Source organism: Arcobacter sp. CECT 8989, assembly GCF_004116715.1.
Lineage (GTDB): Bacteria > Campylobacterota > Campylobacteria > Campylobacterales > Arcobacteraceae > Halarcobacter.
The window spans coordinates 40,996-67,765 of record NZ_PDKE01000006.1 but is presented as its reverse complement, the minus strand read 5'-3'; the positions used below and the strand labels follow the sequence as shown (position 1 = coordinate 67,765).

The window sequence follows — 26,770 nt, the reverse complement described above, 5'->3', positions numbered from 1 at the left end:
CACAAAACTTAACTTTTTTCGTATTATTAGTAGAGATAATCATTCTCAACATCAATAAAAGGAAAAAAGGAAATGTATTTCAAAAAAAGCGCAATAGTCGCCTCAAGTTTAGTTTTTGTCCTTAGTACGCACTTATTTGCCCAAGAAGTATATACTATTCAAAACAAAACTCTAAAAGAGGCTTTGGAAATTATATCAAAAAAATCAAATTTATCATATCTCGCAAGTGATAAATTATTAGAAGTCAAAAAAACAAATAACATAAAAAACGTTGAAGGTTTAGAAAATGCCTTAGAAGAGCTTTTCAAAGGTACTAGAATAAAGGCAGTTATTAAAAAAGATGCAATTGTTATTATAGAAGAAACAAGTGAAAACAACAATAATATAGATAACAGCCTTGGAGAAGTTGATATTGTAGAAAGTGCTATAAATACTACTGAGGGAACAGACTCATATATATTTAATTCTATGAAAACTGCAACAAAACTTGATTTATCAATTAAAGATACACCACAAAGTATTACAGTTGTAACGAAACAGAACATGCTAGATAATGATATTAATTCATTTGATGATATTGCAAAAAGTGTAGTTGGTTTAAATGTTGAAACAGAAGATAGTGAAAGAGTATGGATTACAAGTAGAGGGTTTAAAGTTGATTATTATCAAACTGATGGTGTTGCAACAAATCATGAAGGTGAAATGCAACAAGATATGATAATTTATGATAGAGTTGAAGTTGTAAAAGGAGCAAACGGACTAATGTCTGGTTCAGGAAGTCCTGCTGCAAGTATTAACCTTGTTAGAAAGAGAGCAAACTCAGAGGAGTTTAAAGGTAACCTGAACTTAAAGTATGGCTCTTGGGATTTAAAAAGAACTGCTCTAGATTTGAGTTTTCCTTTAGTTGATGATGGCTCTATTAGAGGAAGATTCATTGCAGCAAAAGAAGATAAAGAGTCATTTAGAGATAATTATGAAAAGGAAAGAGAAGTTTTATATACGGTAGTTAATGCTGATATTACTGATAATACTACTTTCTCTGTAGGTGCATCTTATCAAAAGGATAAGGCAACAGCTGCAACTTATGGTGGAATAGTTGCTTTTTATAAAGATAGCTATAAGAAAACAAACTTTGATAGATCTACTTCTTTTGCACCAAAATGGGCTAGTATGCCAACAACTACAAAGACTTATTTTGCAGACATTAACCATATATTTGATAATGATATAGAACTAAATTTAAGTTATTCACATTCAGAGTCATATACTGATGCAATGATGGCTCTTTTAGGTTATTACTATACTCTCTTACCAGATAGTAATACTGGAATAGCACCATATTATGGCTGGATTGGAGAGATAAAAAACAAATCATCTAATATTGATTTAAACACTTCTATACCTTTTGAACTTTTTAACAAAGAGCATGAAATAATTACAGGTATCTCTCAAAATAAAAGAGGTTACTATAATTCAAATAGATCAAAAGCAAATAACCTATCAGCTAATGTTCATAATTTTAATCCAAATATTCCAAAATATATTGCAACAGGTGAACCTTATGTAATGTATCATACTAATTCAAAAGAAGAAGCTCTTTATCTAGCAGGTAAATTCTCTTTAAGTAATGATATTAAACTTATTACAGGTGTAAGATTAACAAATGGAGAATATTCAAAAGGAGAAAGAAAATATAATGCAGCAATTTCTTATAAACATAATAATATTTTAACTCCTTATTTAGGACTAGTATATGATTTTGATAATAATCATTCCCTTTATATTAGTTATACAGATATTTTTAAACCACAAGATGAGATGGATCAAAGTGGAAATCAGTTAGATCCAATTGAGGGAAAAAATTTTGAAATTGGCTTAAAAGGTGAATACTTAGATAAAAGATTAATTTCTTCTTTAACATTTTTTAGAATTGAGCAAGATAATCTTGCCCAAGTAGATGGAAATAAAGTAAGAGGAACAACTATAGATTCATATACCGCTGCAGAAGGGGTGGTAAGTAAGGGAATTGAGTTTGAATTACTTGGAAAAGCAACTGATAATATTGATATAAATTTTGCTTTTTCTCACTTTAATGCTGTAGATGCAAATGGGAGAGATGTAAATACAATAGCTCCTAGAACAGAAGCTAAAATAGCTACAAAATATAAAATAGATGATATTACTATAGCTGGAACAGTTAAATGGAAAAGTGATATATATGCACAAACAGCTACACTACCTAAATTAGAAGAAGGAAATGTCGTAACAGTTGATGCTATGTTAAAATATGATTTCTCAAAAGATTTGAGTGCACAATTAAATGTAAAAAATCTTTTTGACAAAAAATATTATATTAATTTTCCATATGGTACTCAATATGTATATGGAGAACCTAGAAAAATCACAGCTTCTTTAAACTATAAATTTTAATATAAAAGAAGAGAAAAATTCTCTTCTTTTATGATTTACAAAACTCGTGGCTTATATGTTTTAATATATTCAAAATTATTTTTGAATAATGTATCGAATAGTAGGACCACTACTATCTACATTTAGTACTTTGTACCCATGATTCCTTGCATCAGCAGGGATATTATTAATACTTTGTGGACAATCACTGATTATCTCAAGGATTTCACCTTCTTTTAGTTCTTTCATAGTTTCTAAAGCATTTACAGCAGGATATGGGCAAGGTTCCCCTTGCATATCAAGTCTGTAATCAGGAATAATTTCTTCACTATTCATTTTTTATCCTTATCTGTTTTTTGATTTATTTAAATATCTTTTTTCTAACACTAAAATAAGTGCGAAAAGTAAAATTAGTAATCCATAGTTTAAGAATAGACCACCATAATTTCCAAATACTTCAAGTAAGTTGATTTTTGGCCAGCTTGTAGCTAACTCTAAAGATAAGTCATCCCAAACGAATGCAAGTAAAGTTGCACCAATAACATTTCCAATACCAACTACCCAAAAATGAACTTGACCTTCAACTGCTCTATACATCCAACCACATTCACAACCACCAGCTAAAACGATACCAAAACCAAAAAGAATACCACCAATAATAGCATTTGGTCCTGACCACATGATTTTAGGAGGTTGACCAATCATAATATATGAAAATACTCCAAGTGTTGCAACTGCCATACCAATAATAATTGCTTTAGCTAATTCACTTCTTCCTGTTGTAAAGATATCTCTAAATGCAGATGTGAAACAAATTTGAGCTTTTGCAATTGCTAGGCCAAAGGCACTACCAAATAACATTGCCATACCAAGTTTTGTACTTCCTTGTGCAAAGATTAGATATAAAGCCCAAATAATAATTGCAATAAAAACAAAAGAACCAAGAGTAAATAGACTTTTTACTTTAGACTCATTTTTTTCTAAAGGTTTAGTACAAGACACTTTTTGAAGTCTGATTTTAGATTGGAAAAAAGGTAGTAAAGAAAACTTTGCACCTAAATAAACACCTACAATCATAGCAATAGTAAACATCCAAGCATGGAATGTAAATTGAGGAATACCAGTAAAGAAACTTGCAAGGTTACAACCCATACCAAGTCTTGCACCAAATCCTGCAATAATACCACCAATTAGTGCTTGAAAGATTCTAATATTACTTGCTGGCATTCTAAGTTTTACATTATTTCCCCAAAATGCTGCTGCTATACAACCTGCAAACATACCAATAATCATTACACCATCTATTCTTGTAAAAATATTACCATCCATATTCATGATTTTGTAATATCCCCAAGTAGATAAATCTACACCAAAGGCTTCTAATGCATGTCCACCCCATCTAGTAAACTCACCAGTTACAGCCCAGTAAGTTCCTGTAAGTCCAAAATAATAAGCTGATAAAATTCCAAGTGTGATTACTGCAGGAATTGGAGCCCAAAATTTAACTAAAAAATCTCTTTTGAAACCTTGCCAAAAGTTCATGTATTCTCCTAACAATGAAAAAATAATTTTGAAATGTATGGTTTAAAGTAAAAGTTTCTAACCATATAAAAGTAAGACAGTACTTGAAGGAGTTGCATCAAGATGTCAGTTTGTACCACAAACCTGAAATGTAATATTAGCAAATGTAACTTTAGTTCAAAATAAAATGGTAAAAAATAATTTACCAATTTAATTTATGAAGATACTATTAAAAAAGAGATTGTAAAGAGTAAATATATTTTTTAAAATAATATAACTGAAAAATTTATTTCCCTTTAAGCTTTCCTTCTGTTATTTATAATTATAATTCTCATTATTGTTTAAGGAATGTAGCAAAATAAATTATGATAGGATACTACAAAGAGATATTTTCATTTGTTAAAAAGAAGGTTTCTTCAAAACAAATAGCTGAAGATATTACTCAAGAAACATTTACTAGAGTCATACAAAGTTCAAATGCAAATGCAATAAAAAATGAGAGAGCATTTTTATATAGAGTTGCAAAAAACGTAATTATTGATCAAATTAGAAAAAATAAAAATATAAATGAAGTATGTTTTAATGAAGAAGAGTTTGTTCAAGATGAGAATAAAACTGAAGAGAAAATAATCCTTGATAATCAAACACAACAATTAATGTCTAAAATAGATAATCTGGCAAAAAAAAGAAAACAAGCTTTTATTTTACATGTTTTAAAAGGATACTCTAAAAAAGAAGTTGCAGACTTAATGGATTTATCTTTAAGTGCCGTTGAAAAACACATTACAAGAGCAACTATTCAACTAAAAGATGAATTAAAAGAGGGAAATTGTGAATAATATAGACAAAAATAAAAGGTTCAAAGCTTTATTAGATAATATCCCAGCTTCATATATAGATAATGCAGAAAAAGAGATTTTAGCTGATTTAAAAAGGGAAAAAAGTATTAAAAAATTGAAAATTCTTGCTCCACTTGTAGCATGTTTTCTTTTACTTTTTTTCATGTTCTCAATTAATGAAGATTCGAAAAAATATATAAACTCCTTTGGTTCAAACTATAAAGTTGTACAAAATATCCAAATGCCAGATAATTCTAAAATAAGTTTAGATGCAAAATCAAAAATAGATGTTTTATATAATTCAAATAGTCGTGAAATTATTTTAAAAGAGGGTAAAGCTCTTTTTGATGTTCAATCAAATAAACAAAGACCATTTTTTGTAAGAAGTGATAAGCTAATAGTTCAAGTAGTTGGAACAAAATTTGAAGTTAATAAAATGAAAGATAAAACAGAAGTTTCAGTATTAGAAGGAAAAGTTAAAATTCAGTATGGTTCTAAAGACTCAACTATTTTGGCACTTTTAGAAAAAGGAGATGTTTTAGAAATTTCAAAAAAAGGAAAAGTTAATAAGTTATATAAAAAAGATACTCAAATAATTGCTCTATGGAAAGACAAAAAATTAAAATTTAGAAAAACTCCTTTAAATGAAGTAATTAATACATTTTCAAAATATGTAGAAGAAAAGATTGAATTAAAATTAAATACAAATGATACCTACCCTATTACTGGAGATTTTACTACTGAAGAGTTTAATAAGTTTCTTGAACTTTTACCTCTTATTTATCCCATAAAAATAGAAAAGATCAAAAAACAAAGAATAATTTTAAAAAATTTCTCATAAAAAGTGTCCTGTTTTTTTCTCTTTTACGACTTCCATATAAGAGAATGATTCTCAGAATTAAAACTAAGGAAAAACATGAATTTTAGTAAAAAAGCTCTTATAGTATCATCACTATCAATGATACTTGCAAGTTCACTTTTTTCTAGTGAAGTTTATACTATAAAAACTAATTCATTAGAAGATGCCATAAAAAAAGTCTCAAAAATCTCAAAGATGCCTTATTTTGTAGATGAAAGAGTTTTAGAGGGAAAAAAATCTAACTCTATTCAAAATATTGAAGGTGTAGAAAAAGCTTTAAAAGAGCTTTTAAAAGGCTCAGGTTTAGAAGCAGTTATAAAAAATAACACTATTGTTATTAGAAAAAAAGCTTTAAGTAATAACATATCTTTAAATGACTTAGGTGAAATTGATGTAATTGAAGCAGGAAGAACTAATCTTTCTATTGATGAATCACCTGCAAGTATTAAAGTATTAAATAAAAAGCAAATTGAGGAACAATTAGCAATTACAAGTAACTCTTCTGATATTTTAGGAAGTTTAATCTCTTCATATAGTCCAAGTAGACAAAAAATGAATGGAAATGGAGAGACAATAAGAGGAAGAGCCCCTTTAATTCTAATTGATGGAGTACCTCAATCAAACCCTTTAAGACCAACAGGAAGAGAGGTTCATACTATTGATTTTAAAATGGTTGAAAGTATTGAAATTATAAATGGAGCAACTGCCACAAACGGTATAGCAGGAGTTGGGGGTGTTATCAATATTGTTACAAAAAAGCCTGAAAAAGACTCTTTTACTCAAAGAATTGATATTCAAACAGTAATTCCAACTTCAAAAGTAAAAAGTGAAACGGCAAGTTATAGAGTAGGATACTCTCTAGGTGGTCAAAAAGATAGTTTCGATTACTTCTTAAGTGGTTCATATGAAGACCAAGGTTTATATTTAGATGGAAATGGTGACCCAGTAGGTGTTGATAATACTCAAGGTGACCTAATGAATTCAAAATCTTATGATATTATGGCAAAACTTGGTTACTGGATAGATGATGACCAAAATGTAAAGTTCTTAATTAATAAATACAATATTAAAAACAAACATAATTATGTAACTGTTTCAGGAGATAAGGATAACAATATTTTAACAACATCAAGGAAAGATACACCAGAAGGTGATGCTCCTTATAATGATGCTCTTACTACAAAATTATCTTATAACAATGGTGATTTTTTTGGAATGAATCTTTCTACGATGGTTTTTAATCAAAGATATGAAGGTCTATTTGGTGCAACAAATAGTAGCTCTTTTCAAGACCCAAGTCTAGGACCTCATGGAACTATCTATGATCAATCAAGAGTAAAATCAACAAAATATGGTTCAAAATTAACACTTAATAAAGATGGTTTATTAGATGATAAACTAAGACTTACTTTTGGATTTGATACTTTGTTTGATGAGACTTTACAAGATTTATACCAAACAGGAAGAACTTATGTTCCAAAATCTGACTATAACTCTATTTCACCATTTTTAATGGTTTCGTATGAGCTTATTGATAACTTAACACTTCATGCTGGAACTAGATATGAAAAGGGTGAGATTGAAGTAGAATCTTATAAAACAGTACATAGATACAACAATGTAGCTGTTCAGGGTGGAGAAATAGAAGTAGATGAACTTTTATATAATGCTGGGCTTGTATATGACTTTCAAAATGGTATAAATGTATTTGCTAGTTACTCTGAAGGTTTTTCACTTCCAGATGTAGGAAGAGCCCTAAGATCTATTAATACTCCTGGAGTTTCATTATCTTCTTTTGAAAATTTAAAACCAATTATTACTGATAATTATGAAATTGGTCTTAGAGCAAAAAAAGGTATGTTTGATTTTGAAGCTTCTGTATTTCAATCAAGCTCTAACTTTGGATCTAGGGTATATCCAAATGCAGATGGACAATATCTTTTATCAAGACAAAAAACAGAAATTAGAGGTTTAGATTTAGGTTTAGGTCTTAAGTTAAATGAAGCAAATAACTTAAACTTCTTATATTCATATAGTAAAGGGAAATATGATAGTGATGGAGATAACTCTTTAGATGCAAAACTAGGTGCTTTAGATATTGCTCCTAATAGGTTGTTAGCAAAATGGTCTTCAAAAGTAAATAATAAACTTTCAACTCATGTTCAAATAAATCATAATTTTGATAGAACATTTGAGGATTCTAAAAAAGAGTTTAACGGTTATACATTAGTTGATGCAGCTGCAAGTTATAACCTAACTAAAGATACTACAATAAGTCTTGGTATTGCAAATTTATTTGATAAACAGTATGTAACTTATTACTCTCAAAGTGCAGTGAATCATGATGATAGATATGCAGCAGGTAGAGGAAGAACTATCACTTTAGGTTATTCATTTAAATTTTAAAATTTGTAATAATTGAAACTAGAAAACAACAGTTTTTCTAGTTTTATTTTACTTATTAAGAATAACTCTTATTACTCAAATTAATAAAAGGATTTTTAGGTTTGTATTCAAAGTTGTATAACTATCTTTCCACTCCAGAAGATAGTGGGAAAAAAATTGGTCTATTTAGAACAGTTTGTTCTATCTTAGGTGGCTTAGTTCTTACTTATTTAGCTATGACTTTTCTTGTGATTGTTACTCCATTACCATTAGGTGACTCAATGCTAGTTCCTTTATATTTAGGAACATTTATTTGGTCAATAGTAGCTTTTTGGATTTCTTTATCTTATACAAAATTAATTGCATTAAAAAGAGTACTTATTCCAAGTTCAATTTTTGCAATTGTAATTATTATTCATATGTTAGGGGTCTAAGATGGAAAGTGTATCAAAACTATTTAAACAAAGATTACAAAGAGTTCACGTAGCCGTTGGTATTTCCATTTCACTTTTTATGTATATATCAGTATTTTTTGGTCTTTTTGCAATTTTTTTACCATATATAAAAACATGGGAAAAGCCTTCAAGGCATTTTGAAGTAGCAGATATTATTAAAATTGATTACTCAAAAATGGTAGACTCTGTTATCTCTAATCCTGATTTCCCAACTAATAATATTCAAATTAGGCTTCCAGGATATTGGGAAGACCCAGCTTTAAGAATAAAACACCAATTTGTAAAATCAGTTGTTTTTAATCCAAGAACTATGGAAGAAATTGAAGATGAGGGGAACTCTGAGTTAGCAAGTTTTTTAAATTATATGCACTATGGAAAACCTTTTATGCTTCCAGGAATTATCTTTTTTGGCTTTGTAGCCGTTGCAGTTATGTTTTTAATTATTGGGGGAATAATTCAAGTAATGACCTTGAAATATAAAAATACCGCCAAAAATCAGCAAGGAAAGTTTTCAAAATATCATAGAAAAATATTTATTTGGTTCTTTGCCCCTTTTGTCATAGTTATTTTAACTGGTGCATATATGAATATAGGGTACAAAAGTTCTCATTTAATGACTTACCTTTCTTCAAAAGGTGAAATTTCAAATACTTGGCAAGCAGTAGGTTCTGTTTTAAAACCAAAAAGAGAAGTTGTAAAACTAAATAGTCAAGCAACAAGGATGATGCAAATTAGTGAATTAATTAAAAAAGCCCAAGATGTAAATCCTGATATTAAATTCCAAGTGATAAAACTAATTAATTGGAAAGATAGTTCAGCACAGTTTGAAATAAAAGGTTATAACTCAAACTATCCATTTTTAAATGGTGTTTATAATGACCCAACAGTAGTATTAAGTGGAGTAGATGGCTCTTTAATTGCTCATCAAAGAGTACTTGATGCAACATGGGGAGCCATGTTTGCAGATAGTTTATATTTCCTACACCTTCTTTTTGGTGTTGATTTATTTGTTAGAATAGTCATTGCTATTTTAATGGCTATTTGTGGAGTTGGAATTGGTTTTGGTGTGATGCTTTGGCTTGAAAAAAGAGCTAAAAAGTTTGATAACAATATTCCATTTTATCACTGGTTCTCAAAAGTTTCATTAGCAGTATTTTTAGGTGTTTTACCAGCAACTGGGTTTATTTTTATTCTACAATATGTTCTTCCTTTTGATATGCAAGATAGACTATTTTGGCAAAAAGGTTTATTTTTTGTATCTTGGTTAGCAACTTTAACTTGGGCTTTTTATAGAATTTGTTCATATAAAGCAGCAAGGGAGTTCTTTGCCTTAGGAGGTATTTTATTTATGATAGTTCCATTTGTACACTTATATGCAACAGGATTTACTCCTTTTGAGTTACTTGCAAATAATATGTATATCATTTTTAATGTGGATTTAACACTATTTTTATTTGGAGCAATACTTCTATTTATAAGTTTTAAAATACCAAAAAACAGAGATGAATCTAAACTAATTTTTTCTAATAATAAAAATAACCAAAAAGACAAGTAATGAAAATTAAATTTATAATAGCTTTTTTATTTATGGCACTAAACTTAAGTGTACACTCAATTTTAATGAATGTAATGGACAATGAAGATAGAACTATGACAATTGTTAGGGGAGTTTAATACCTGTGAAAAAACTGTAGGAGCTCAAGTAAGACTAGAATCACTTGTAAGAGGAGATGTTTTATATAAAAAAAGACTTTCTGAAAAGAGTGAAATTACTGTAGATATTCCAAAAGAGGGTGCAATTAAAAGTTAATCAAAAATCATAAATAAAAGAAGAGAAAAATCTCTTCTTTATCAAAATTAAAAAATAGATAAACGAGTCTTTGTTGTAAATAGTTCTAAAGCTTTTGTTCCTACTAGTGAGTTCCCATGTTTATTTAGTCTTGGGGAATAAACACATATTGCCATTTTTTGTGGAACTACAGCAACAATTCCTCCTCCAACACCACTTTTTCCAGGAAGTCCCACATGAAAAGCAAAATCTCCTGAAGCATCATAATGTCCACAAGTTAGCATTACTGCATTTATTCTTTTTGCTTGTGCTTGGGTGATAATTTCAGAGTTTGTATTTGGAATAACTCCATGATTTGCAAGATATAACATTGATTTTGTAAGTTGTTTTGTATTCATCATTATTGAGCATTGTTTAAAATAAGTCTCTATTACTTCTTGTGTATGATTTTCAATGTTATTAAAACTTTTCATCATATTAATCAAAGCAAAGTTTCTATAACCGCTTTCAAGTTCTGATTTAAAAATCTCTTTATTAAAAGCTATATTCTCATCATTTGAAACTTTTTTAATAAACTCTAAAAGAGTTGAAAATGTATTTTCTTTATATTTTGAAACTAAAGAGTCTGTTGTAACAATTGCACCTGCATTTATAAAAGGGTTTCTTGGAATTCCTTTTTCATACTCAAGTTGAATCAGTGAATTAAATGGGTTTCCAGATGGTTCATGACCAACTCTTTTATATAAATCTTTTCCATAAATATCTAAAGCCAAGGTAAAAGTGAAAACTTTAGAGATACTTTGTATTGAAAAAGGCTTTTTATATGAACCTATATGGTGTTCACTTCCATCTATTTCAATAATACTCATAGCAAAGTCATCTTCTGCAACATTTGCTAATGCAGGTATATAATTAGCAACAGTTCCTTTATTTAAATAGGGTCTGATTTCTTCTTTAATCTCTTCAAGAACAGTTTGATAGTTCATTATTCTTCCTGTTTTTACAAAATAGTATAATATTTTAGAGTATAAAAGGTGTCTCTTTGTGGTGTAATTGTAACTAATTTTATAACTTATCAAAAATTTAAGCAAACTTTTAGTATAATCGCGAAAAATTATCATAAAGAGAGTAAATGAGAGACATTAGAAATATTGCTGTAATTGCACACGTTGACCACGGAAAAACGACGCTTGTTGATGAGTTACTAAAACAATCAGGAACTTTCGCAGCTCACCAAGAAGTTGACGAAAGAGTAATGGATAGCAATGATATTGAAAAAGAGAGAGGAATTACGATTCTTTCTAAAAATACTGCTATTGATTACGAAGGTGTAAGAATCAATATTATTGACACTCCAGGGCACGCTGACTTTGGTGGAGAAGTTGAGAGGGTTCTTAAGATGGTTGACTCAGTATTATTACTAGTTGACGCACAAGAAGGGGTTATGCCTCAAACAAAATTCGTTGTAAAAAAAGCACTTCAATTAGGTCATAGACCAATCGTTGTTGTAAACAAAATTGATAAACCAGCTGGTGAGCCAGATAGAGTTGTTGATGAAGTATTTGACCTATTTGATCAAATGGGTGCTACTGAAGAGCAACTAGAATTCCCAGTAATCTATGCAGCAGCTAGAGATGGTTATGCAATGCATGCTTTAGAAGATGAAAAGAAAGATTTACAACCATTATTTCAAACTATTCTTTCAGAAGTTCCTAAACCAAATGGAAGTGAAGAAGAAGGTTTACAACTTCAAGTATTTACTCTTGATTATGATAACTTCATTGGAAAAATTGGTATTGCTAGAATCTTTAATGGAACTATCTCACAAGGTGAAACAGTTCTTTTATGTAAAGCAGATGGTGAAAAAGTTAAAGGTAGAGTAACTAAACTTATTGGATTTAAAGGTTTAGAGAGAATTGAAGTAGAAAAAGCTGGTGCAGGTGATATCTGTGCTGTTGCTGGATTTGAAACAATTGATGTAGGTGATTCACTTTGCGACCCAGCTAACCCAATGCCACTTGACCCAATGCACATTGAAGAGCCAACTCTTTCTGTAACTTTTGCGGTAAATGATTCTCCATTAGCAGGAACAGAAGGTAAGTTTGTAACTTCAAATAAAATTGATGAAAGACTTGCAGCTGAAATGAACACTAATATTGCTATGAATTATGAGCAAATTGGTGAAGGTAAATTTAAAGTAAACGGAAGAGGTGAGCTTCAAATTACTATTTTAGCAGAGAACATGAGAAGAGAAGGTTTTGAGTTCTCAATTGGTAGACCAGAAGTTATTACAAGAGAAGAAAATGGTGTAACTATGGAGCCATTTGAGCACCTAGTAATTGATACTCCAGATGATTACTCTGGAACAATTATTGAAAAACTTGGAAAAAGAAAAGCTAATATGACAAACATGGTACCAATGGGTGCTGGATTTACAAGATTAGAATTTGAAATTCCTGCAAGAGGACTTATTGGTATTAGAACTGAGTTCTTAACTGATACAAAAGGTGAGGGTGTTATGAACCACTCATTCTTAGAGTTTAGACCACATTCTGGAACAGTTGAATCTAGAAAATATGGAGCACTAGTTTCTATGGAAAATGGTGAAGCATTAGGTTACTCAATCTTTAACTTACAAGATAGAGGTGTAATGTATATTAAACCTCAAGATAAAGTTTATAACGGAATGGTAATCGGTGAGCATGCAAAATCTAACGACTTAGATGTTAACCCAATTAAAGGTAAGCAATTAACAAACGTTAGATCTTCGGGTGCTGATGATGCTATCAAATTAGTTCCACCAAGAGTGATGTCATTAGAAAATGCATTAGAGTGGATTGAAGATGATGAGCTTGTTGAAGTAACTCCTTTAAGCATTAGAGTTAGAAAAAGAGAGTTAGACCCAACAGTTAGAAAAAGAGCGGCAAAGAAAGCTAAGTACGCAGACGAATAGAAGTTTAAAACTTTTATTTCAAAGGGGAAGAGGCTTTTGCTTCTTCCCCTTTTTTTATGTCTAAAAAACCAAAAGGAAAAATATATATGTCATCCGATGATATGTGGAAACTAGCTTATAAAAATAAAATAAATTAATAGGGGGATTTTTTTCTCCTATTGAAAGGGAGAAAAAATGAACAATATTAATACAAATAAAAAAGATTATGTAATAGTTGTAACTATCTATGTATTAACAATATTTACAACATTTATAGCAGTAGCAAATTAGCACTTAAAAATATAAATTGCTAAAAATATTGGCACTAGCTCTTGACAAGTGCTAAAAATATTTGATATAATTTCATTAACTTGATAAGATAATTATCAAGAATCTTAATAAATATATTAAAAAGGAGTCAAAAATGCTACTTACAAAGTTTGATCCATTTAAACAATTTAAAGATTTAGAAAGAAATTTTTATAATTACCCAAGTAATAATGAGTCGGTAAATGGTTTTGTTCCTATTGTTAATACAAGAGAAGGTGAAAGTGCTTATCATATAGATGTGGATTTACCAGGGGTAATAAAAGAAGATATAAAAGTTGACATTAATAAAGATGTGTTAACTATCTCTGGGGAAAGAAAAACAAAAGATGAAGTAAAAGAAGAAGATTATTATAAAGTTGAAACATCATTTGGTAAGTTTACAAGAAGTTTCACACTTCCAGAAAATATAGATATTGAAAATATTGAGGCAAGAAGTGATAATGGTGTTTTAGAAGTTATCATTCCTAAAAAAGAGGAACTAAATAGTAAAAAATCAATTGAAATAAAATAAGAGGAAGAGTCTCTTCCTCTTATATACTTATTATAAGTTTACTGCGTCAAGCACCTTATTTTCTACATCTCTCATTGAAATAAATGGCTTAGTTAAATAATCATCTACTCCAATTCCATCACACTCAATCATCTTGTCTTCTGTTGAGAAAGCAGTAATCATAATGATTTTTTGAGTTGGTCTAATTTTTTTAATCTTCTTTACAAGCTCAATTCCATTCATTTGAGGCATCATGATATCACAAAGGATTAAATCATAATTTTTCTTTTGAATAGAATCAAGTGCAGTAAGTGGGTTTTCAAAAGTGTCAATCTCAAAAAGGTTTTTTCTTGATAAAAATCTTTCTAAAATATCTAAAATTGAAGTTTCATCATCTATAATTGCTATTTTTTTCATATTAATCCTTCTTTTTATAAATTAGCATTTTCTACTTTTACAGTATCAAGTGTTTGGAATACTTCTGCTGTTGCCGTTTCAACACCATTTCCAATCTCAATTAATTGATCATTTGGTGCATGCTCTAAGTTTTTGTCTAAGAAGCATTGAACTCCACCGTGAACTCTTTTATGGGCATCTTTTAGTGCTTGCCAGTTGGCAGTTTTAGTAAATGACTTAGCATCTCTTTCTGCTTGAATAATCCATTTACCTAAATTACATTGAGTTTCATCAACTACAGTAATTTTAGCATTTTCAGAAATTCTTGCAAAGTTATTTTCTTTGAATAAAATATGTTGTAATTTTAAGTTATTTAATTCATGTACTAAATTTATATCTGCAATCTGTTTTCTAGCAGAATCTTTAAATTTAGCATTTTTAGCAACAGAGATTAGGTTGTTTGATAAGTTTTTAACTTCTGAGGCTAATGAAGCAATGCTAGTGGCGTCACTTGCATTTTCTTGAGTGTTTTTATCTAAGATAGTAATTGCATCGTTAATTTGTGCTATTCCTAAACCTTGTTCTTTTGAAGCATTTGCTACATTATCAATAATCTCTTTAGTTTGAACAATGGCACCTTGAAGTTCATCATAACCTTTAATCATTGTATCTGCAATATTTTTACCATTGTTTGCTTTTGAAGTAGCTTTTTCAACTAAGTCTTTAATCTCTTTTGCTGCTTCTGCTGATCTACTTGCTAAGTTTCTTACCTCACCTGCAACAACAGCAAAACCTTTTCCTGCTTCACCTGCCGTAGCTGCTTCAACTGCTGCATTTAGTGAAAGAATATTTGTTTGGAATGCAATTTGGTCAATAACAGTAATTGCTTCTGCAATTGATTCAACTTCTGTGTTAATCTCATCCATAGAAGTTGCAGTTTGGTGAGCTAGTTGTTGACCTTTTTGAGCTGAGTTCATAACTACATCATCAAGCTCTTTCATTTTATCCATGTTTTGAGTACTATTTTGAATATTACTATTAATCTCTTCAACAGCAGCAGCAGTCTCTTCAAGTGAAGCTGCTTGTGCATTTGCTGAGTCTGATAAAGAAGTAGCTGAAGAAGTTAATATCTCAATATTATTTGCAAGTTTTTCACCACTTGTCATAATAGTAGCTAAGATTTCAGATACATTATCACCAATTGACTTTGTTCCTCTAACAACTGAACCTAGGTTACCACTTACATTTTTAACATCAAAGTCATACTCAAAGTTACCTTTAGAGTACTCATTTAAAGCCTTATTTATTTCACCTAAGTGGTCTTTAAATTCATCAATTAAAACATTAATTGTATTTTTTAAATCATTAGTTGATCTATTCTCTGAATCACTTTCAACTTTATAAGCAAAGAAACCAGCTCTAACCATTTCTATTGCTTTTTCACTCTCTTCTACAATTTTTTGATCTTGCGCTGTAACTCTTCTAATTGACTCTAGGTATTCATTAAAGTATCTAGCTAAATCACCAATTTCATCTTTTGAATCAATATTGATTTTTTGGTCTGCACTTGAGAATTTTGTAAGAGCTTTAACTGTTCCTGTTAATTTTGAAAGAGGCTTAACAATCATTCTATTTGCAATAAATACTACAATTGTAGAAATAACAATAGTAAGGATAAGTACTCCAACAAAAATAAGTAAAATAGCATCTGCTGTATCTTCTTCTGATGAAGCTTGCATTTGAGCTACACTCTTTTCTACATCATCAAGATAGCTTCCTGTTGCAATAACCCATCCCCAAGGTTTAAATACTTCTATATAAGTATATTTTGGTTGCGGTTTATCAAAACCTGGTTTATCCCATACATAAGTAATAAGACCAGAACCTTGAGATTTAGCTAGTTTTTTAATATCTTTAAAAAAGTATTTACCTTCAGGGTCTTTTACATCAGAAACATTTCTTCCTACTAGAGATTTTGAAACTGGATGCATTAGCATATTTAACTCAAGGTCATTAATCCAAAAGTACCCTTCTTTACCATATCTGATTTTTTCAATGGCTTTAAGGGCATTTTGTTTTGCCTCTTCTTCACTAATTCCCTCAGATTCCATATTATTATATTCATCTTGAAGGGTATTCATAGCTAAAGAGACATAATTTTTTAGATTTAGCTCTTTATTTTTGTAAGCATCTTTTGTATATTTTTCAATATTTTGCTTACTTATGTGATTAATCGAATAAATAGCTTTAATAGCTAAGATAACCGATACCGTTATAATAGTAGAGATTACTATTATGAGTAACTTGTTTTTTATTGTCAGATTTTTCATGCATACTCCTAGTCAATTAATAGAATTTATAATAAAGTTACTAATAACTAATAATTCTACTAAAAAAATTTAAAGCCTAGTTGAGAAAAACCTTAATTTTGAACAATTGTATAAAAAAATAATATAAAAAGAAGAAAATAAACCAGAAGTTTATTAAATAATGAAAAAAAATAAATAAATTATTTGAATGAGACATTTTTGAGACAGTGTTATGCTAAAATTAAGAAAATAATCAATTAAGGTATTTATTATGTTTGATTTTTTTACATTAGATTTATTTTTCAACTTAACAGTTGCAGTTATAATATCTTTAGTAGTTATTGAAGGTTTTTCTTATTTAAGAAGTAAAGACAGATCATGAGAAAAGTGATTTTTTAATAGAGTCAAGTTTAAAATGTATTCCACCATATTTCATTACTTTTGCAAGTTTTTTCCACATAGGTTTTTCATAGCAAGGATTTGGGCACTTTCTACATCTTGGTTTCTCTTCGTGGATACACCCCTCTAACCTGTTTATACTATAGCTAATATCTTTTGCACACTCTTCGCAAACATTAAATTCATATACAAAAGTGTGTTCTTTATAGACAACACTTTTTATATATAGTTTGCTTTGTTCATGTTTATTTTCACAATAATATTCAAAGAACTTTTTTAATGTTCTTATTTCAGAATCAAATTTCTCAGTGGTCATAATATTTAGTGTGCGCTACAAGGGCTCATTCCAGTTTTAAAAAACATAGCTGTAACTGTATCCATAGTTTGAATATGGTTTACTAACCAGTTTATTAAATCAAGTTCTAAATAGCTTTTTAAAAACTCTTTATCATCATTTTTAATAAAGTAATCTAACACTTGTCTCATTTGTTCTAAACACTTTTCATGCTCTCCTTTGTGCATCATGTAAGGAGGAAAGTTAAGTTCAATCATTTTGTCTTCTTCGCCTTTAAAGTGTGAAACAGTATGGTCATACCAATTTTGGTAAGCATCTATAACAATATTTTTATTCTCTTTTGTTTCTGCATCAATATAGTTTAAAAGTTTTTCATATAAATCATTTATAATATCAACATCTTCATAATGCACATCATTCATAAAATCTTCTGCAACTAGGGGTAAATTATCTTTATTTATTAGCATAAAAGCCTCTTTAAATTTATTTTCAAAATATTTGCATAAAATAGTAAATAAATCATTGATTGGAATCAAGAGAAATGAGCAAATTAAAAGAGTTTTATTTATTTAATAGTTTAGATAAAAAAGATCTAGAACTACTAGAGAGTATTAGTTTTGAAAAGAAGTTTACTGAAGATGAGTTAGTATTTTATAAAGGTGATGAATCAAAATATCTTTTACTATTAATAAGTGGTTGTGTAAAGATTTATAGACATGACTTTAAAGACAATGAGGTAACCATTCATAATATAAAAGCTGCATCTTTTATAGCAGAGCTTGCAAACTATGAAAATATTCCTTATCCAGCAAACTGTAGATGTGAAATGGACTCAAAAATAATATTTATAGATTATAAAAAGTTTGAAGAGTACTTTTTACAAAAAAATGAATTTCTTCTTATTTTTATAAAATCCCTAACTAAAAAAATCAAAGCCTTAGAACTATTTATTAGCACAAATATGATAGAAGATGTTGATGCAAAAATTGCAAAGTTTATTTATGATAATAAAACTGAAATAAGTAGTTTAAAGCAGATAAAAATAGCAGAACTTTTAAATATAAGACAAGAGACTTTATCAAGAAAATTAGCAAAACTAAAAAAAGATGAAGTACTAGAAAACAAAAAAGGTAAAATTGAAATTAAAGATGAAAGAGCTCTTAGAGCTCTTTTTTAAGCGGGGATAATTCTTATCTCGCTTATTTCTGAACTAGCTCCTAATCTCATTGGAGGTCCCCAGAAACCAGTTCCTTTGTTTACATAAATTTGTGTATCTTCGTTGTGTTTATTTAAACCTTTTACATAAGGTTGTTGAAGTTTTACTAATAAATTAAAAGGTGCTATTTGTCCTCCATGGGTATGACCACTTAATACTAAATCAACTTTTTCATCTATCTCTTTTATATATCTTGGTTGGTGAGCTAATAGTACTTTAGGGAAATTCTCAGTTCTTTGTAAAGCCTTTTTTAAATCAGGCATATAAGCATTAACTCTATTTCCAAAGATATCATATACTCCAGCTAAATAAAAACCTCTATTTTCTTCTCCAATATAAATATTTTCATTCTCTAAAGTTTTTATTCCTAAAGAGTTTACATACTTTATAATTGCTGCAACATCATGGAAATATTCATGGTTACCAATAATAAAATATGTTCCATATTTTGATTTTAAATTTTTTAGTTCATCAAGTGCAGGTTTTGCATATTTTATTTTTGTATCAACTAAATCACCTGTTATAGCAATAATATCAGCATCTAAACTATTGACTCTTTTTACAAGGTTTGCTATAAAAGTTTTATCTACTAAGCCTCCAATATGAATATCACTTAATTGAACTATTTTATACTCTTGTTTTAGGTTTTTTATTTTAACTTCAACCTTTTCTAGTTCTATATGTTTAGCATTGTACATTGCTTTTGCATTTACTCCACCAGCAACTGCTACAGCTGTAAAATCTAAACCTCTTTTAAAGAAGTCTCTTCTGCTTTCATCTTTAATTGATTTATTAATTAAAAGAGCAAAAACTTCATAAAAAATAGTTGCTATAAAAAGAAGAAAAATAATACCAATTGGTAAAGATAGAAGAAAATATGCCCAGTTTGGAACACTTGGGTTATATCGTACAAACATATAGGCTACTACCCCTAAAAGATTAATAGCTAAAAAGATATTTAAGTAGAGTTTTGTCTTTTTTGAAAAGTGTAGTTTTTTAATAAACCTTCTTGAAATTAGAAGTGTTAAAAGGGTCATAACACTTATAAAAATTGTTGCAAATATAATAAATCTCATAGCAGGATTATACAAATGTTTTTTTAATACTCAATTAATAAAACTAAAGGTTTTAAAGTATAAAAATAATACTTTTTTATTACAAAATTTTAGATATTTGATTTTCTTTCTCAAAAAAAGAAACAAATTTTTAGTTTTTATTAACTATAATTTATAAACACTCAATGAAAGGGAAAGCTGTGAAAAAAATATTATTATCTTTATTCCTTTGTATGAGCATACTATTTTCTAAGCATGTAAGTCTAGACTCTTTTTTGAAAAATAATAATACAGTAATACTTATAATCAATCCAAAAAATGGAGAGATTATTGAGGCAAATGAGTTTGCTGCTAAGTTTTATGGACTAAGCCTTTCAAAACTAAAATCATTAAATATTAAAGATATAAATGCTTTTTCTAAAGAGCAAGTACAAGAAGAGATGCAAAAAGCTAAAGAAGAGAATAGAAATTATTTTATCTTTAAACATAAAGTTGCGGATGAAAAAGTAGAGAAAGTAGAGGTTTACTCTTTTCCTATTGTTTACCAAAATCAGGAACTACTTTTTTCAATAATTAATAAGTACAAAGATAAATATGCAGTTGATTACTTTAATGAAAATTTAGAAGAGCAAGTAAAACTTCAAACTGCACAAATAGAAGAATCAAAGCAAAATATTACAAATATTTTCTTAGCCTGTTTAGTTTTGCTAATCATTTGGGTATTTATCCTAATCTATTTTTTAAAGCAGAAAAAACTCTTAACTATAAAACTTCAGAATATGAATAAAAAACTCCATGAAACAAATGAAAGATTTGAGTTAGCAATGGATACCACAAAAGATGGTTTGTGGGATTGGGATATTAAAACAGATGAAGTGATTTTTTCTAAAACTTGGAAAGAGATGTTAGGCTTTAAAGAAGATGAGTTAGAAAATTGTTTTGAATCATGGGCCTCAAGAGTTCATAAAGATGACTTCCCTAAAGCAGAAAAAGATTTACACGAGCATCTAAATGGAGTAACTGAGTATTATGAAAATATTCATAGAATGAGACATAAAGATGGTCACTGGGTTTGGATTTTAGACCGTGGTAAAACTGTATTTGATGAAAATAATAAACCAATAAGAATGATAGGTTTTCATACAGATATTAGCTCACAAAAAGAAGCAGAGAAAAAAATAGAAGAACAAAAAGATGAGTTTGAAAAGATTTTCTCAAACTCTAATGATGCAATTGCAATTGTTGATTTAGATACAAACTTCTTAAACTTTAATGATGCATATTTATTAATGACAGGTTATACAAAAGAAGAACTTCTTCAAAAGAGTTGTTTAGAGTTAACCTTTGAAGAAGATATTGAAGCTACAGAGCAAGCTTTAGCAGAAGTTTTTGCAAATGGACATATAGAAAACTTTGAGAAAAGATGTATTGTAAAAGGTGGGAAAACTTTATTATCAAGTATGAATATAGCACTTATGTCTGATAAAAAAAGATTAATTTTAACATCAAGGGATATTACACAAGTAAAAAACTTACAGTCCCAAGAAAAACTAGCTTCAATGGGTGAAATGATAGGAAATATTGCTCACCAATGGAGACAACCTTTAACTGTAATAACTACAAATGCAAGTGGAGTTAAACTTCAAAAAGAGTTAGATTTACTTGATGATAAAACTTTCAATAAAGCAATGGATTCAATTATCAGTCAATCAAAATATCTATCAGAAACAATAGATGATTTTAGAGCTTATATTAAAGATGATAAACAAAGAGAAGAGACAACAATAATTTATATTTTAAATAAAACTCTTTCTTTAAATGAAGCAAGTTTAAAAAACAATCATATTGAAGTGCTAACAGATTTTAAATCAGATTTAAAAGTATATGGTTATAAAAATGAATTAGTTCAATCTTTTTTAAACATCATAAACAATGCTACAGATGCTATCAAAGAGCGTTTAGTAAGTGATACTACTAGAATAATTTTAATTTCTACAAGAAAGAGTAAAGATGGTTTAAGTGTAGAAATCAAAGATAATGCAGGGGGAATTGATAAATCAATTCTTCCAAGAATTTTTGAACCATACTTTACTACAAAACATCAAAGTGTTGGTACAGGAATAGGTCTTTCTTTATCTCACGATATTTTAGTAAATCATCATAAAGCACAAATTGATGTTATGAATGAAGAGTTTGAGCATGAAGGTCAAAAGTATAAGGGTGCTAAGTTTACTATTAAATTTAAAAAGCTTTAGAAGAAGACTAAAGCTTTTTAATAAGACTATCTAGTTGAGTTTTTAAAGACTGTAATCTTTTTGTTGTTTTAATTAAATCTTCCGTTGATTCAATCATAATATCTTCACTTCTATCTAAACCTTTTATAACATCAGATTTATTTTCAAACTCATTAATTAAGTCATCAAACTCTTCTGTTAAACTCTCTAGTTTTTGAGAAGCTTTTTTAGATTGTTCTAAGGCTGTTTGAGAGTAGTTCATTGCAGAAGATACTTTGTTAATAAAATTATTCATATTATCAGCAACTTCTACAAACTCTTTTTCTGTATTGATATTTATTGGCGTTAATTCATTAATATCCCCAGAAGAGATTTTTTTAGATTTCTCAATAAACTCCCTTGCATTTTGTTCAATCTGTCTTAATTGAATTATTGAATAAATTGCAAGCAAAAGTAATAGGGTAAATGCTAAGTACTGAAACTTTTTAATAAAGGCAGTTTTCTCTTCAATATATTTAGTATAAAGAGTAACCACTTGGTCTACTTCTTGTAGTAGTTTATTGTTGTTATTATTTATAAACTTTATTGTTGAATTTAACTTTTGAATATCATTTTTAAGTAGGGCTTCTTTGAACTCTCTAACGTTTTTTTCGAAGCTTGTCCATAGTATTACTACTTTTGTCATCTGAGCTTTAAGCTCTTCTGTTGGAGCAGCAGATATACCTAAAAGTTTGTCACCACTTATTAAAGTACCTAAGCCATAATTGAACTGCTCTACGGCATTGTCTATTTCAGTAAAATTATCTTCTTTATTTTGATATAAAAAGTAGATATTTTTAGTGATTCTTTGGGTTAACATTCTTTGTTTACCCGCAATATTAACTATTGTTGCATCTTTTACATTTTTTTGATTTAAAAATATAGTTACAACGATAACTGTAAAGATTGATAAAATTAATAGTGCACCAATAATTTTGATTTTTTGACTTACACTAACTTGTTTCATTTAAATTCCTAAGTAAATACTTCTTAACTCTTCTTCATTGTTAATGATTATTTTCCCTTTTTCAATTGTTATTATTTCACTTCTACTTAGCTTTTTTAGTACTCTTGATAGAGTTTCTGGCTGTATGTGTAACAAAAGAGAAACCTCTGTTCTTTTCAACTGGTTAAACATTTTTAAATCGTTAATCAACATAAATGCAACCTTTGAAGTAGCATCAAAAACCAACTCTCTATTTACAATACATTGTAATTGTTGGTTTTTATATATAAGCTCTTCAATAAATTTTAAAATAAACTCATTTTCATATAAGAACATTTTTTTAAACTTTTCATAGTCTATAGATAATATTAAACTATCATCCACAAACTCAGCATTTGAAAAACATTGAATTTTATTTTCATTTAAATTAGATAACTCTGAAATCATACTATTTGGATAGATATAGTATAAAAAGATTTCATTATCATATTTGTCAATTTTATAAACTTTTAATTGTCCTTCTATTAGGAACAAAAGTTTATCCATATTTTCTGTCTCATAATATAAAATAGAGTTCTTGTCATATTTGGAGATAGAGGATATTTCTATCAAACTCTCTATTTCATTATCTTCTAAATGAGAAAACAGATTAATGTTCTTAAAAATTTCTTTCGAATTTATCATATTTAATACACCTGATTATTTTCAACCCTATTAGTATATAAAAACTTTTTTATAATATAATTGATATTAATCAAAAAAATAGTCTGTAAGTCCCTAAAATAAGAGCTGAAATCACAAACTTATTACAAAAATAATTTTTTAAACACCAGTAAATACAGCCTAAAGTTATATATATTTTACAAAATAATTTAAAAATTAGCAAGTTGATAATATTAAAAATAAATAAAATTTATAACTTAGTAATTGTATTAAGAAAAATGTAAAATAAATTGACACAAGTCAATGAACTATGTTTTTCTTAGTGCTAGAATTGAAATGTTTAGAAATTAAAACAAAATTCAAAGGAGGAGAGTATGGCACTTTCAAGAAGAGATTTCCTTAAGAGTTCCGCAGCAGCTTCAGCAGCAGCAGCTGTAGGTATGAATGTTCCTTCGCAGCTTCAAGCATCAGCAACAAATGCTGAAAAAGGTTGGCGATGGGATAAAGCAGCATGTAGATTCTGTGGTACAGGTTGTGGAATTATGCTTGCAACTAAGAATGGAAAAATTGTAGCCGTAAAAGGTGATCCTGCAGCACCAGTTAACAGAGGACTTAACTGTATTAAAGGTTACTTTAATGCAAAAATCATGTATGGTGCAGATAGATTAAAGCAACCATTACTTAGAATGAATGCAAAGGGTGAGTTTGACAAAAATGGAAAATTTGCTCCTGTATCATGGGAAAGAGCTTTTGATGAGATGGAAGTTCATATCAAAAAAGCTTTAAAACAGAGTGGTCCAGAGGGAGTTGGCGTGTTTGCTTCTGGTCAGTATACTATTATGGAAGGGTATGCAGCTCAAAAGATGATGAAAGGTGGATTTAGATCAAATGCTATTGATCCAAATGCAAGACACTGTATGGCATCTGCGGTTGTTGGTTTTTATCAAACTTTTGGTATTGATGAGCCTTCGGGATGTTATGATGATATTGAGCTTACTGATACAGTTGTATCTTGGGGTTCAAATATGGCAGAGATGCACCCAATTTTATGGTCAAGGGTAACTGATAGAAAACTTTCAAATCCAGATAAAGTTCAAGTTGTAAACTTATCTACTTATAGACATAGAACTTCTGACTTAGCTGATATAGAAATCATTTTCACTCCTAATACAGACTTAGCAATTTGGAATTATATAGCAAGAGAGATTGTATATAATAATCCAGAAGCTATTGACTGGGATTTTGTTAAAAAGCATATTGTATTTGCAGCTAGCCCAGTAAATATGGGTTATGGTATGAGAAGATCAGATGAAAAGTCTATCAAAGAGGGTAAATATTCAGATAAAGAGATGGAAACTATCTCAAAAGAGATGGAAAAAGTTGTATCTGAAACAGAAGCTCCTGCACTTCAACCTTATGGGTATAAAGCTGGAGATAAAATGGTTAATAAACCAGCTGGTTTAAAACACTGGGAAATCTCTTTTGAAGAGTATAAAAAATTCTTAGAGCCATATGATGTAGATTATGTAGCAAAAATCTCAAAAGGTAATCCTGATGAGCCAATTGAGCAGTTCAAAGAAAAACTTCAAAAATTAGCAAACTTATATATTGAAAAAAATAGAAAAGTAGTATCATTCTGGACTATGGGTATGAACCAACATACAAGAGGTACTTGGGTAAATACTTTAGCATATAATGTTCACTTCTTATTAAATAAACAAGCTAAGCCAGGTTCTGGTGCATTCTCACTTACAGGTCAACCATCTGCTTGTGGTACTGCAAGAGAAGTTGGAACATTTACTCACAGATTACCAGCTGATATGATGGTAAAAAATGGTAAACATAGAAAAATTGTTGAAAACAAATGGAAAATTCCTGCTAATACATTAAACCCTGTTGGAAATCAACACATTATGAAAATCCATAGAGATATTGAAGATGGTGTTGTTAAATTTGCATGGGTGAATGTATGTAATCCTTATCAAGATACAGCAAGTGCATCTCACTGGATTAAAGCAGCAAGACAAATGGATAACTTCATTGTAACTTCAGATGGATACCCTGGTATCTCTGCAAAAGTTTCTGACCTTATTTTACCGTCTGCTATGATTTATGAAAAATGGGGAGCATATGGAAATGCTGAAAGAAGAACTCAGCATTGGAGACAACAAGTATTACCAATTGGTGATGCAATGTCTGATACATGGCAATGGGTTGAGCTTTCAAAAAGATTTACTGTAAAAGATGTTTGGGGTGAATATACTCTAAGAAATGGTAAAAAACTTCCAAATGTAATTGCAGAAGCTAAAAAAATGGGATATAACGAAGATACTACAATGTATGAAATCCTATTTGCTAATAAAGAAGCAAAATCATATAAAGTTGATTTAGAAGATCCTATCCAAAAAGGTTTTGATAACTCAGAAGCACTAGGTGATAGCAGAAATGTTAAAGGTAGTGATGGAAAAGTTTGGGAAGGTTATGGATTCTTTATTCAAAAATATCTATTTGAAGAGTATGCATGGTTTGGTAGAGGACATGCGCACGATTTAGCAGACTTTGATACTTATCACAGAGTAAGAGGTCTTAAATGGCCAGTTGTTGATGGTAAAGAGACTCAATGGAGATTTAATGCTAAATATGACCCATATGCTAAAAAATATGGTAAAGAAACAGGACACACTGAGTTTGCATTCTATGGTAAATTAGCAAAAGCGTTACCTCAAGGTGACTTAAATGGTATTAAAGACAAAACTAAAAAAGCTTTAAAAAATAAAGCAAAAATCTTTGCTAGACCATATATGGATCCACCAGAAGTTCCAGATGAAACTTACCCATTATGGATGAGTACAGGTAGAGTGTTAGAACACTGGCATAGTGGAACAATGACTATGAGAGTTCCTGAACTATATAGAGCAGTTCCAGAAGCACTTTGTTATATTCACCCAGAAGACGCTAAGAAATTTGGTGTTAAACAAGGTGAGTTAGCATGGGTTGAGTCTAGAAGAGGAAAAGTTAAAGCTAGAGTTGAAACAAGAGGAAGAAACAGACCTTCAAGAGGACTTGTTTATGTTCCATGGTTTGATGAAAAAGTATTTATTAATAAAGTTTGTGCAGACTACACTTGTCCGCAGTCAAAACAGACAGACTTTAAAAAATGTGCAGTAAACGTATATAAAGTATAAAAACAAAAGAAACAAAAAGAGTAA

Annotated in this window: 22 protein-coding genes; 12 read left to right on the top strand and 10 right to left on the bottom strand. The window is 29.2% G+C overall.

Annotated features, from left to right (window positions below; translation table 11 throughout):
* Positions 1-72 precede the first annotated feature (72 nt).
* A complete protein-coding gene (locus CRV02_RS07330) occupies positions 73-2,430 on the top strand; it encodes a TonB-dependent siderophore receptor (RefSeq protein ID WP_129089771.1) in 2,358 nt (785 codons plus the stop codon).
* Positions 2,431-2,505: 75 nt separating this feature from the next.
* On the opposite strand, the gene yedF is transcribed toward CRV02_RS07330, so the two are convergent.
* The gene (gene yedF, locus CRV02_RS07325) at positions 2,506-2,745 is read right to left on the bottom strand and encodes a sulfurtransferase-like selenium metabolism protein YedF (RefSeq protein ID WP_114840391.1); all 240 of its coding nucleotides are present in this window, start codon (positions 2,743-2,745) and stop codon (positions 2,506-2,508) included.
* 9 nt (positions 2,746-2,754) lie between these two features.
* On the bottom strand, positions 2,755-3,951 hold the full coding sequence (yedE, locus tag CRV02_RS07320; protein ID WP_129089770.1) for a selenium metabolism membrane protein YedE/FdhT: 1,197 nt from the start codon (positions 3,949-3,951) through the stop codon (positions 2,755-2,757).
* A 344-nt stretch (positions 3,952-4,295) separates the two neighbouring features.
* Here yedE and CRV02_RS07315 point away from each other — a divergent pair, with 344 nt between their 5' ends.
* From CRV02_RS07315 to CRV02_RS14810, 6 genes are all read left to right on the top strand, one after another.
* Complete coding sequence (locus CRV02_RS07315) at positions 4,296-4,769, top strand: RNA polymerase sigma factor (protein ID WP_129089769.1); 474 nt, start codon at positions 4,296-4,298, stop codon at positions 4,767-4,769.
* Positions 4,762-5,610, top strand: coding sequence for a FecR family protein (locus CRV02_RS07310; RefSeq protein WP_129089768.1), 849 nt, complete (start codon positions 4,762-4,764; stop codon positions 5,608-5,610). The genes CRV02_RS07315 and CRV02_RS07310 overlap by 8 nt, the downstream gene beginning before the upstream one ends.
* A gap of 75 nt (positions 5,611-5,685) precedes the next feature.
* Positions 5,686-8,034 (top strand): TonB-dependent receptor domain-containing protein, encoded by a 2,349-nt coding sequence (locus CRV02_RS07305; protein WP_129089767.1) that lies wholly within the window; start codon positions 5,686-5,688, stop codon positions 8,032-8,034.
* 101 nt (positions 8,035-8,135) lie between these two features.
* Complete coding sequence (locus CRV02_RS07300; protein ID WP_129089766.1) at positions 8,136-8,447, top strand: hypothetical protein; 312 nt, start codon at positions 8,136-8,138, stop codon at positions 8,445-8,447.
* Position 8,448: 1 nt separating this feature from the next.
* Positions 8,449-10,023, top strand: coding sequence for a PepSY domain-containing protein (locus tag CRV02_RS07295; protein ID WP_129089765.1), 1,575 nt, complete (start codon positions 8,449-8,451; stop codon positions 10,021-10,023).
* A gap of 102 nt (positions 10,024-10,125) precedes the next feature.
* Entirely contained in the window at positions 10,126-10,278 is a 153-nt protein-coding gene (locus tag CRV02_RS14810) for a hypothetical protein (protein ID WP_164968974.1), read from the top strand.
* Between the two features lie 47 nt (positions 10,279-10,325).
* On the opposite strand, the gene CRV02_RS07290 is transcribed toward CRV02_RS14810, so the two are convergent.
* The gene (locus CRV02_RS07290) at positions 10,326-11,243 is read right to left on the bottom strand and encodes a glutaminase (RefSeq protein WP_129089764.1); all 918 of its coding nucleotides are present in this window, start codon (positions 11,241-11,243) and stop codon (positions 10,326-10,328) included.
* A gap of 146 nt (positions 11,244-11,389) precedes the next feature.
* Here CRV02_RS07290 and typA point away from each other — a divergent pair, with 146 nt between their 5' ends.
* Both typA and CRV02_RS07280 read left to right on the top strand, forming a co-directional pair.
* Entirely contained in the window at positions 11,390-13,210 is a 1,821-nt protein-coding gene (typA, locus tag CRV02_RS07285; protein ID WP_129089763.1) for a translational GTPase TypA, read from the top strand.
* Between the two features lie 403 nt (positions 13,211-13,613).
* Positions 13,614-14,030 carry an Hsp20/alpha crystallin family protein gene (locus CRV02_RS07280; RefSeq protein ID WP_129089762.1) on the top strand — a complete coding sequence of 139 codons (417 nt, stop codon included), beginning with the start codon at positions 13,614-13,616 and terminating at the stop codon, positions 14,028-14,030.
* 30 nt (positions 14,031-14,060) lie between these two features.
* Here the strand turns inward: CRV02_RS07280 and CRV02_RS07275 are convergent, their stop codons facing one another.
* The 4 genes from CRV02_RS07275 to CRV02_RS07260 form a co-directional block, all read right to left on the bottom strand.
* Entirely contained in the window at positions 14,061-14,426 is a 366-nt protein-coding gene (locus CRV02_RS07275; RefSeq protein WP_129089761.1) for a response regulator, read from the bottom strand.
* 14 nt (positions 14,427-14,440) lie between these two features.
* Positions 14,441-16,735: a cache domain-containing protein gene (locus tag CRV02_RS07270; RefSeq protein ID WP_129089760.1), complete on the bottom strand. Its 2,295-nt coding sequence runs from the start codon at positions 16,733-16,735 to the stop codon at positions 14,441-14,443.
* 355 nt (positions 16,736-17,090) lie between these two features.
* Complete coding sequence (locus tag CRV02_RS07265) at positions 17,091-17,429, bottom strand: nitrous oxide-stimulated promoter family protein (RefSeq protein WP_129089759.1); 339 nt, start codon at positions 17,427-17,429, stop codon at positions 17,091-17,093.
* A 5-nt stretch (positions 17,430-17,434) separates the two neighbouring features.
* Entirely contained in the window at positions 17,435-17,875 is a 441-nt protein-coding gene (locus CRV02_RS07260; protein ID WP_129089758.1) for a bacteriohemerythrin, read from the bottom strand.
* A 74-nt stretch (positions 17,876-17,949) separates the two neighbouring features.
* Here CRV02_RS07260 and CRV02_RS07255 point away from each other — a divergent pair, with 74 nt between their 5' ends.
* Positions 17,950-18,585, top strand: a complete 636-nt coding sequence (locus CRV02_RS07255; RefSeq protein ID WP_129089757.1) for a Crp/Fnr family transcriptional regulator — start codon at positions 17,950-17,952, stop codon at positions 18,583-18,585.
* Here CRV02_RS07255 and CRV02_RS07250 read toward each other — a convergent pair.
* Positions 18,582-19,541, bottom strand: a complete 960-nt coding sequence (locus CRV02_RS07250) for a metallophosphoesterase (RefSeq protein ID WP_258239249.1) — start codon at positions 19,539-19,541, stop codon at positions 18,582-18,584. The genes CRV02_RS07255 and CRV02_RS07250 overlap by 4 nt on opposite strands.
* Before the next feature lie 338 nt (positions 19,542-19,879).
* Here CRV02_RS07250 and CRV02_RS07245 point away from each other — a divergent pair, with 338 nt between their 5' ends.
* Positions 19,880-21,934, top strand: coding sequence for a PAS domain-containing sensor histidine kinase (locus CRV02_RS07245; protein WP_164968973.1), 2,055 nt, complete (start codon positions 19,880-19,882; stop codon positions 21,932-21,934).
* 7 nt (positions 21,935-21,941) lie between these two features.
* Here the strand turns inward: CRV02_RS07245 and CRV02_RS07240 are convergent, their stop codons facing one another.
* Together CRV02_RS07240 and CRV02_RS07235 are read right to left on the bottom strand one after the other, a co-directional pair.
* Positions 21,942-22,919 (bottom strand): type IV pili methyl-accepting chemotaxis transducer N-terminal domain-containing protein, encoded by a 978-nt coding sequence (locus CRV02_RS07240; RefSeq protein ID WP_129089754.1) that lies wholly within the window; start codon positions 22,917-22,919, stop codon positions 21,942-21,944.
* Positions 22,920-23,582, bottom strand: coding sequence for a Crp/Fnr family transcriptional regulator (locus CRV02_RS07235; protein ID WP_129089753.1), 663 nt, complete (start codon positions 23,580-23,582; stop codon positions 22,920-22,922).
* Between the two features lie 353 nt (positions 23,583-23,935).
* Between CRV02_RS07235 and napA the strand changes: the two genes are divergently transcribed.
* Positions 23,936-26,746 carry a nitrate reductase catalytic subunit NapA gene (gene napA, locus CRV02_RS07230; RefSeq protein WP_129089752.1) on the top strand — a complete coding sequence of 937 codons (2,811 nt, stop codon included), beginning with the start codon at positions 23,936-23,938 and terminating at the stop codon, positions 26,744-26,746.
* Positions 26,747-26,770: the final 24 nt, after the last annotated feature.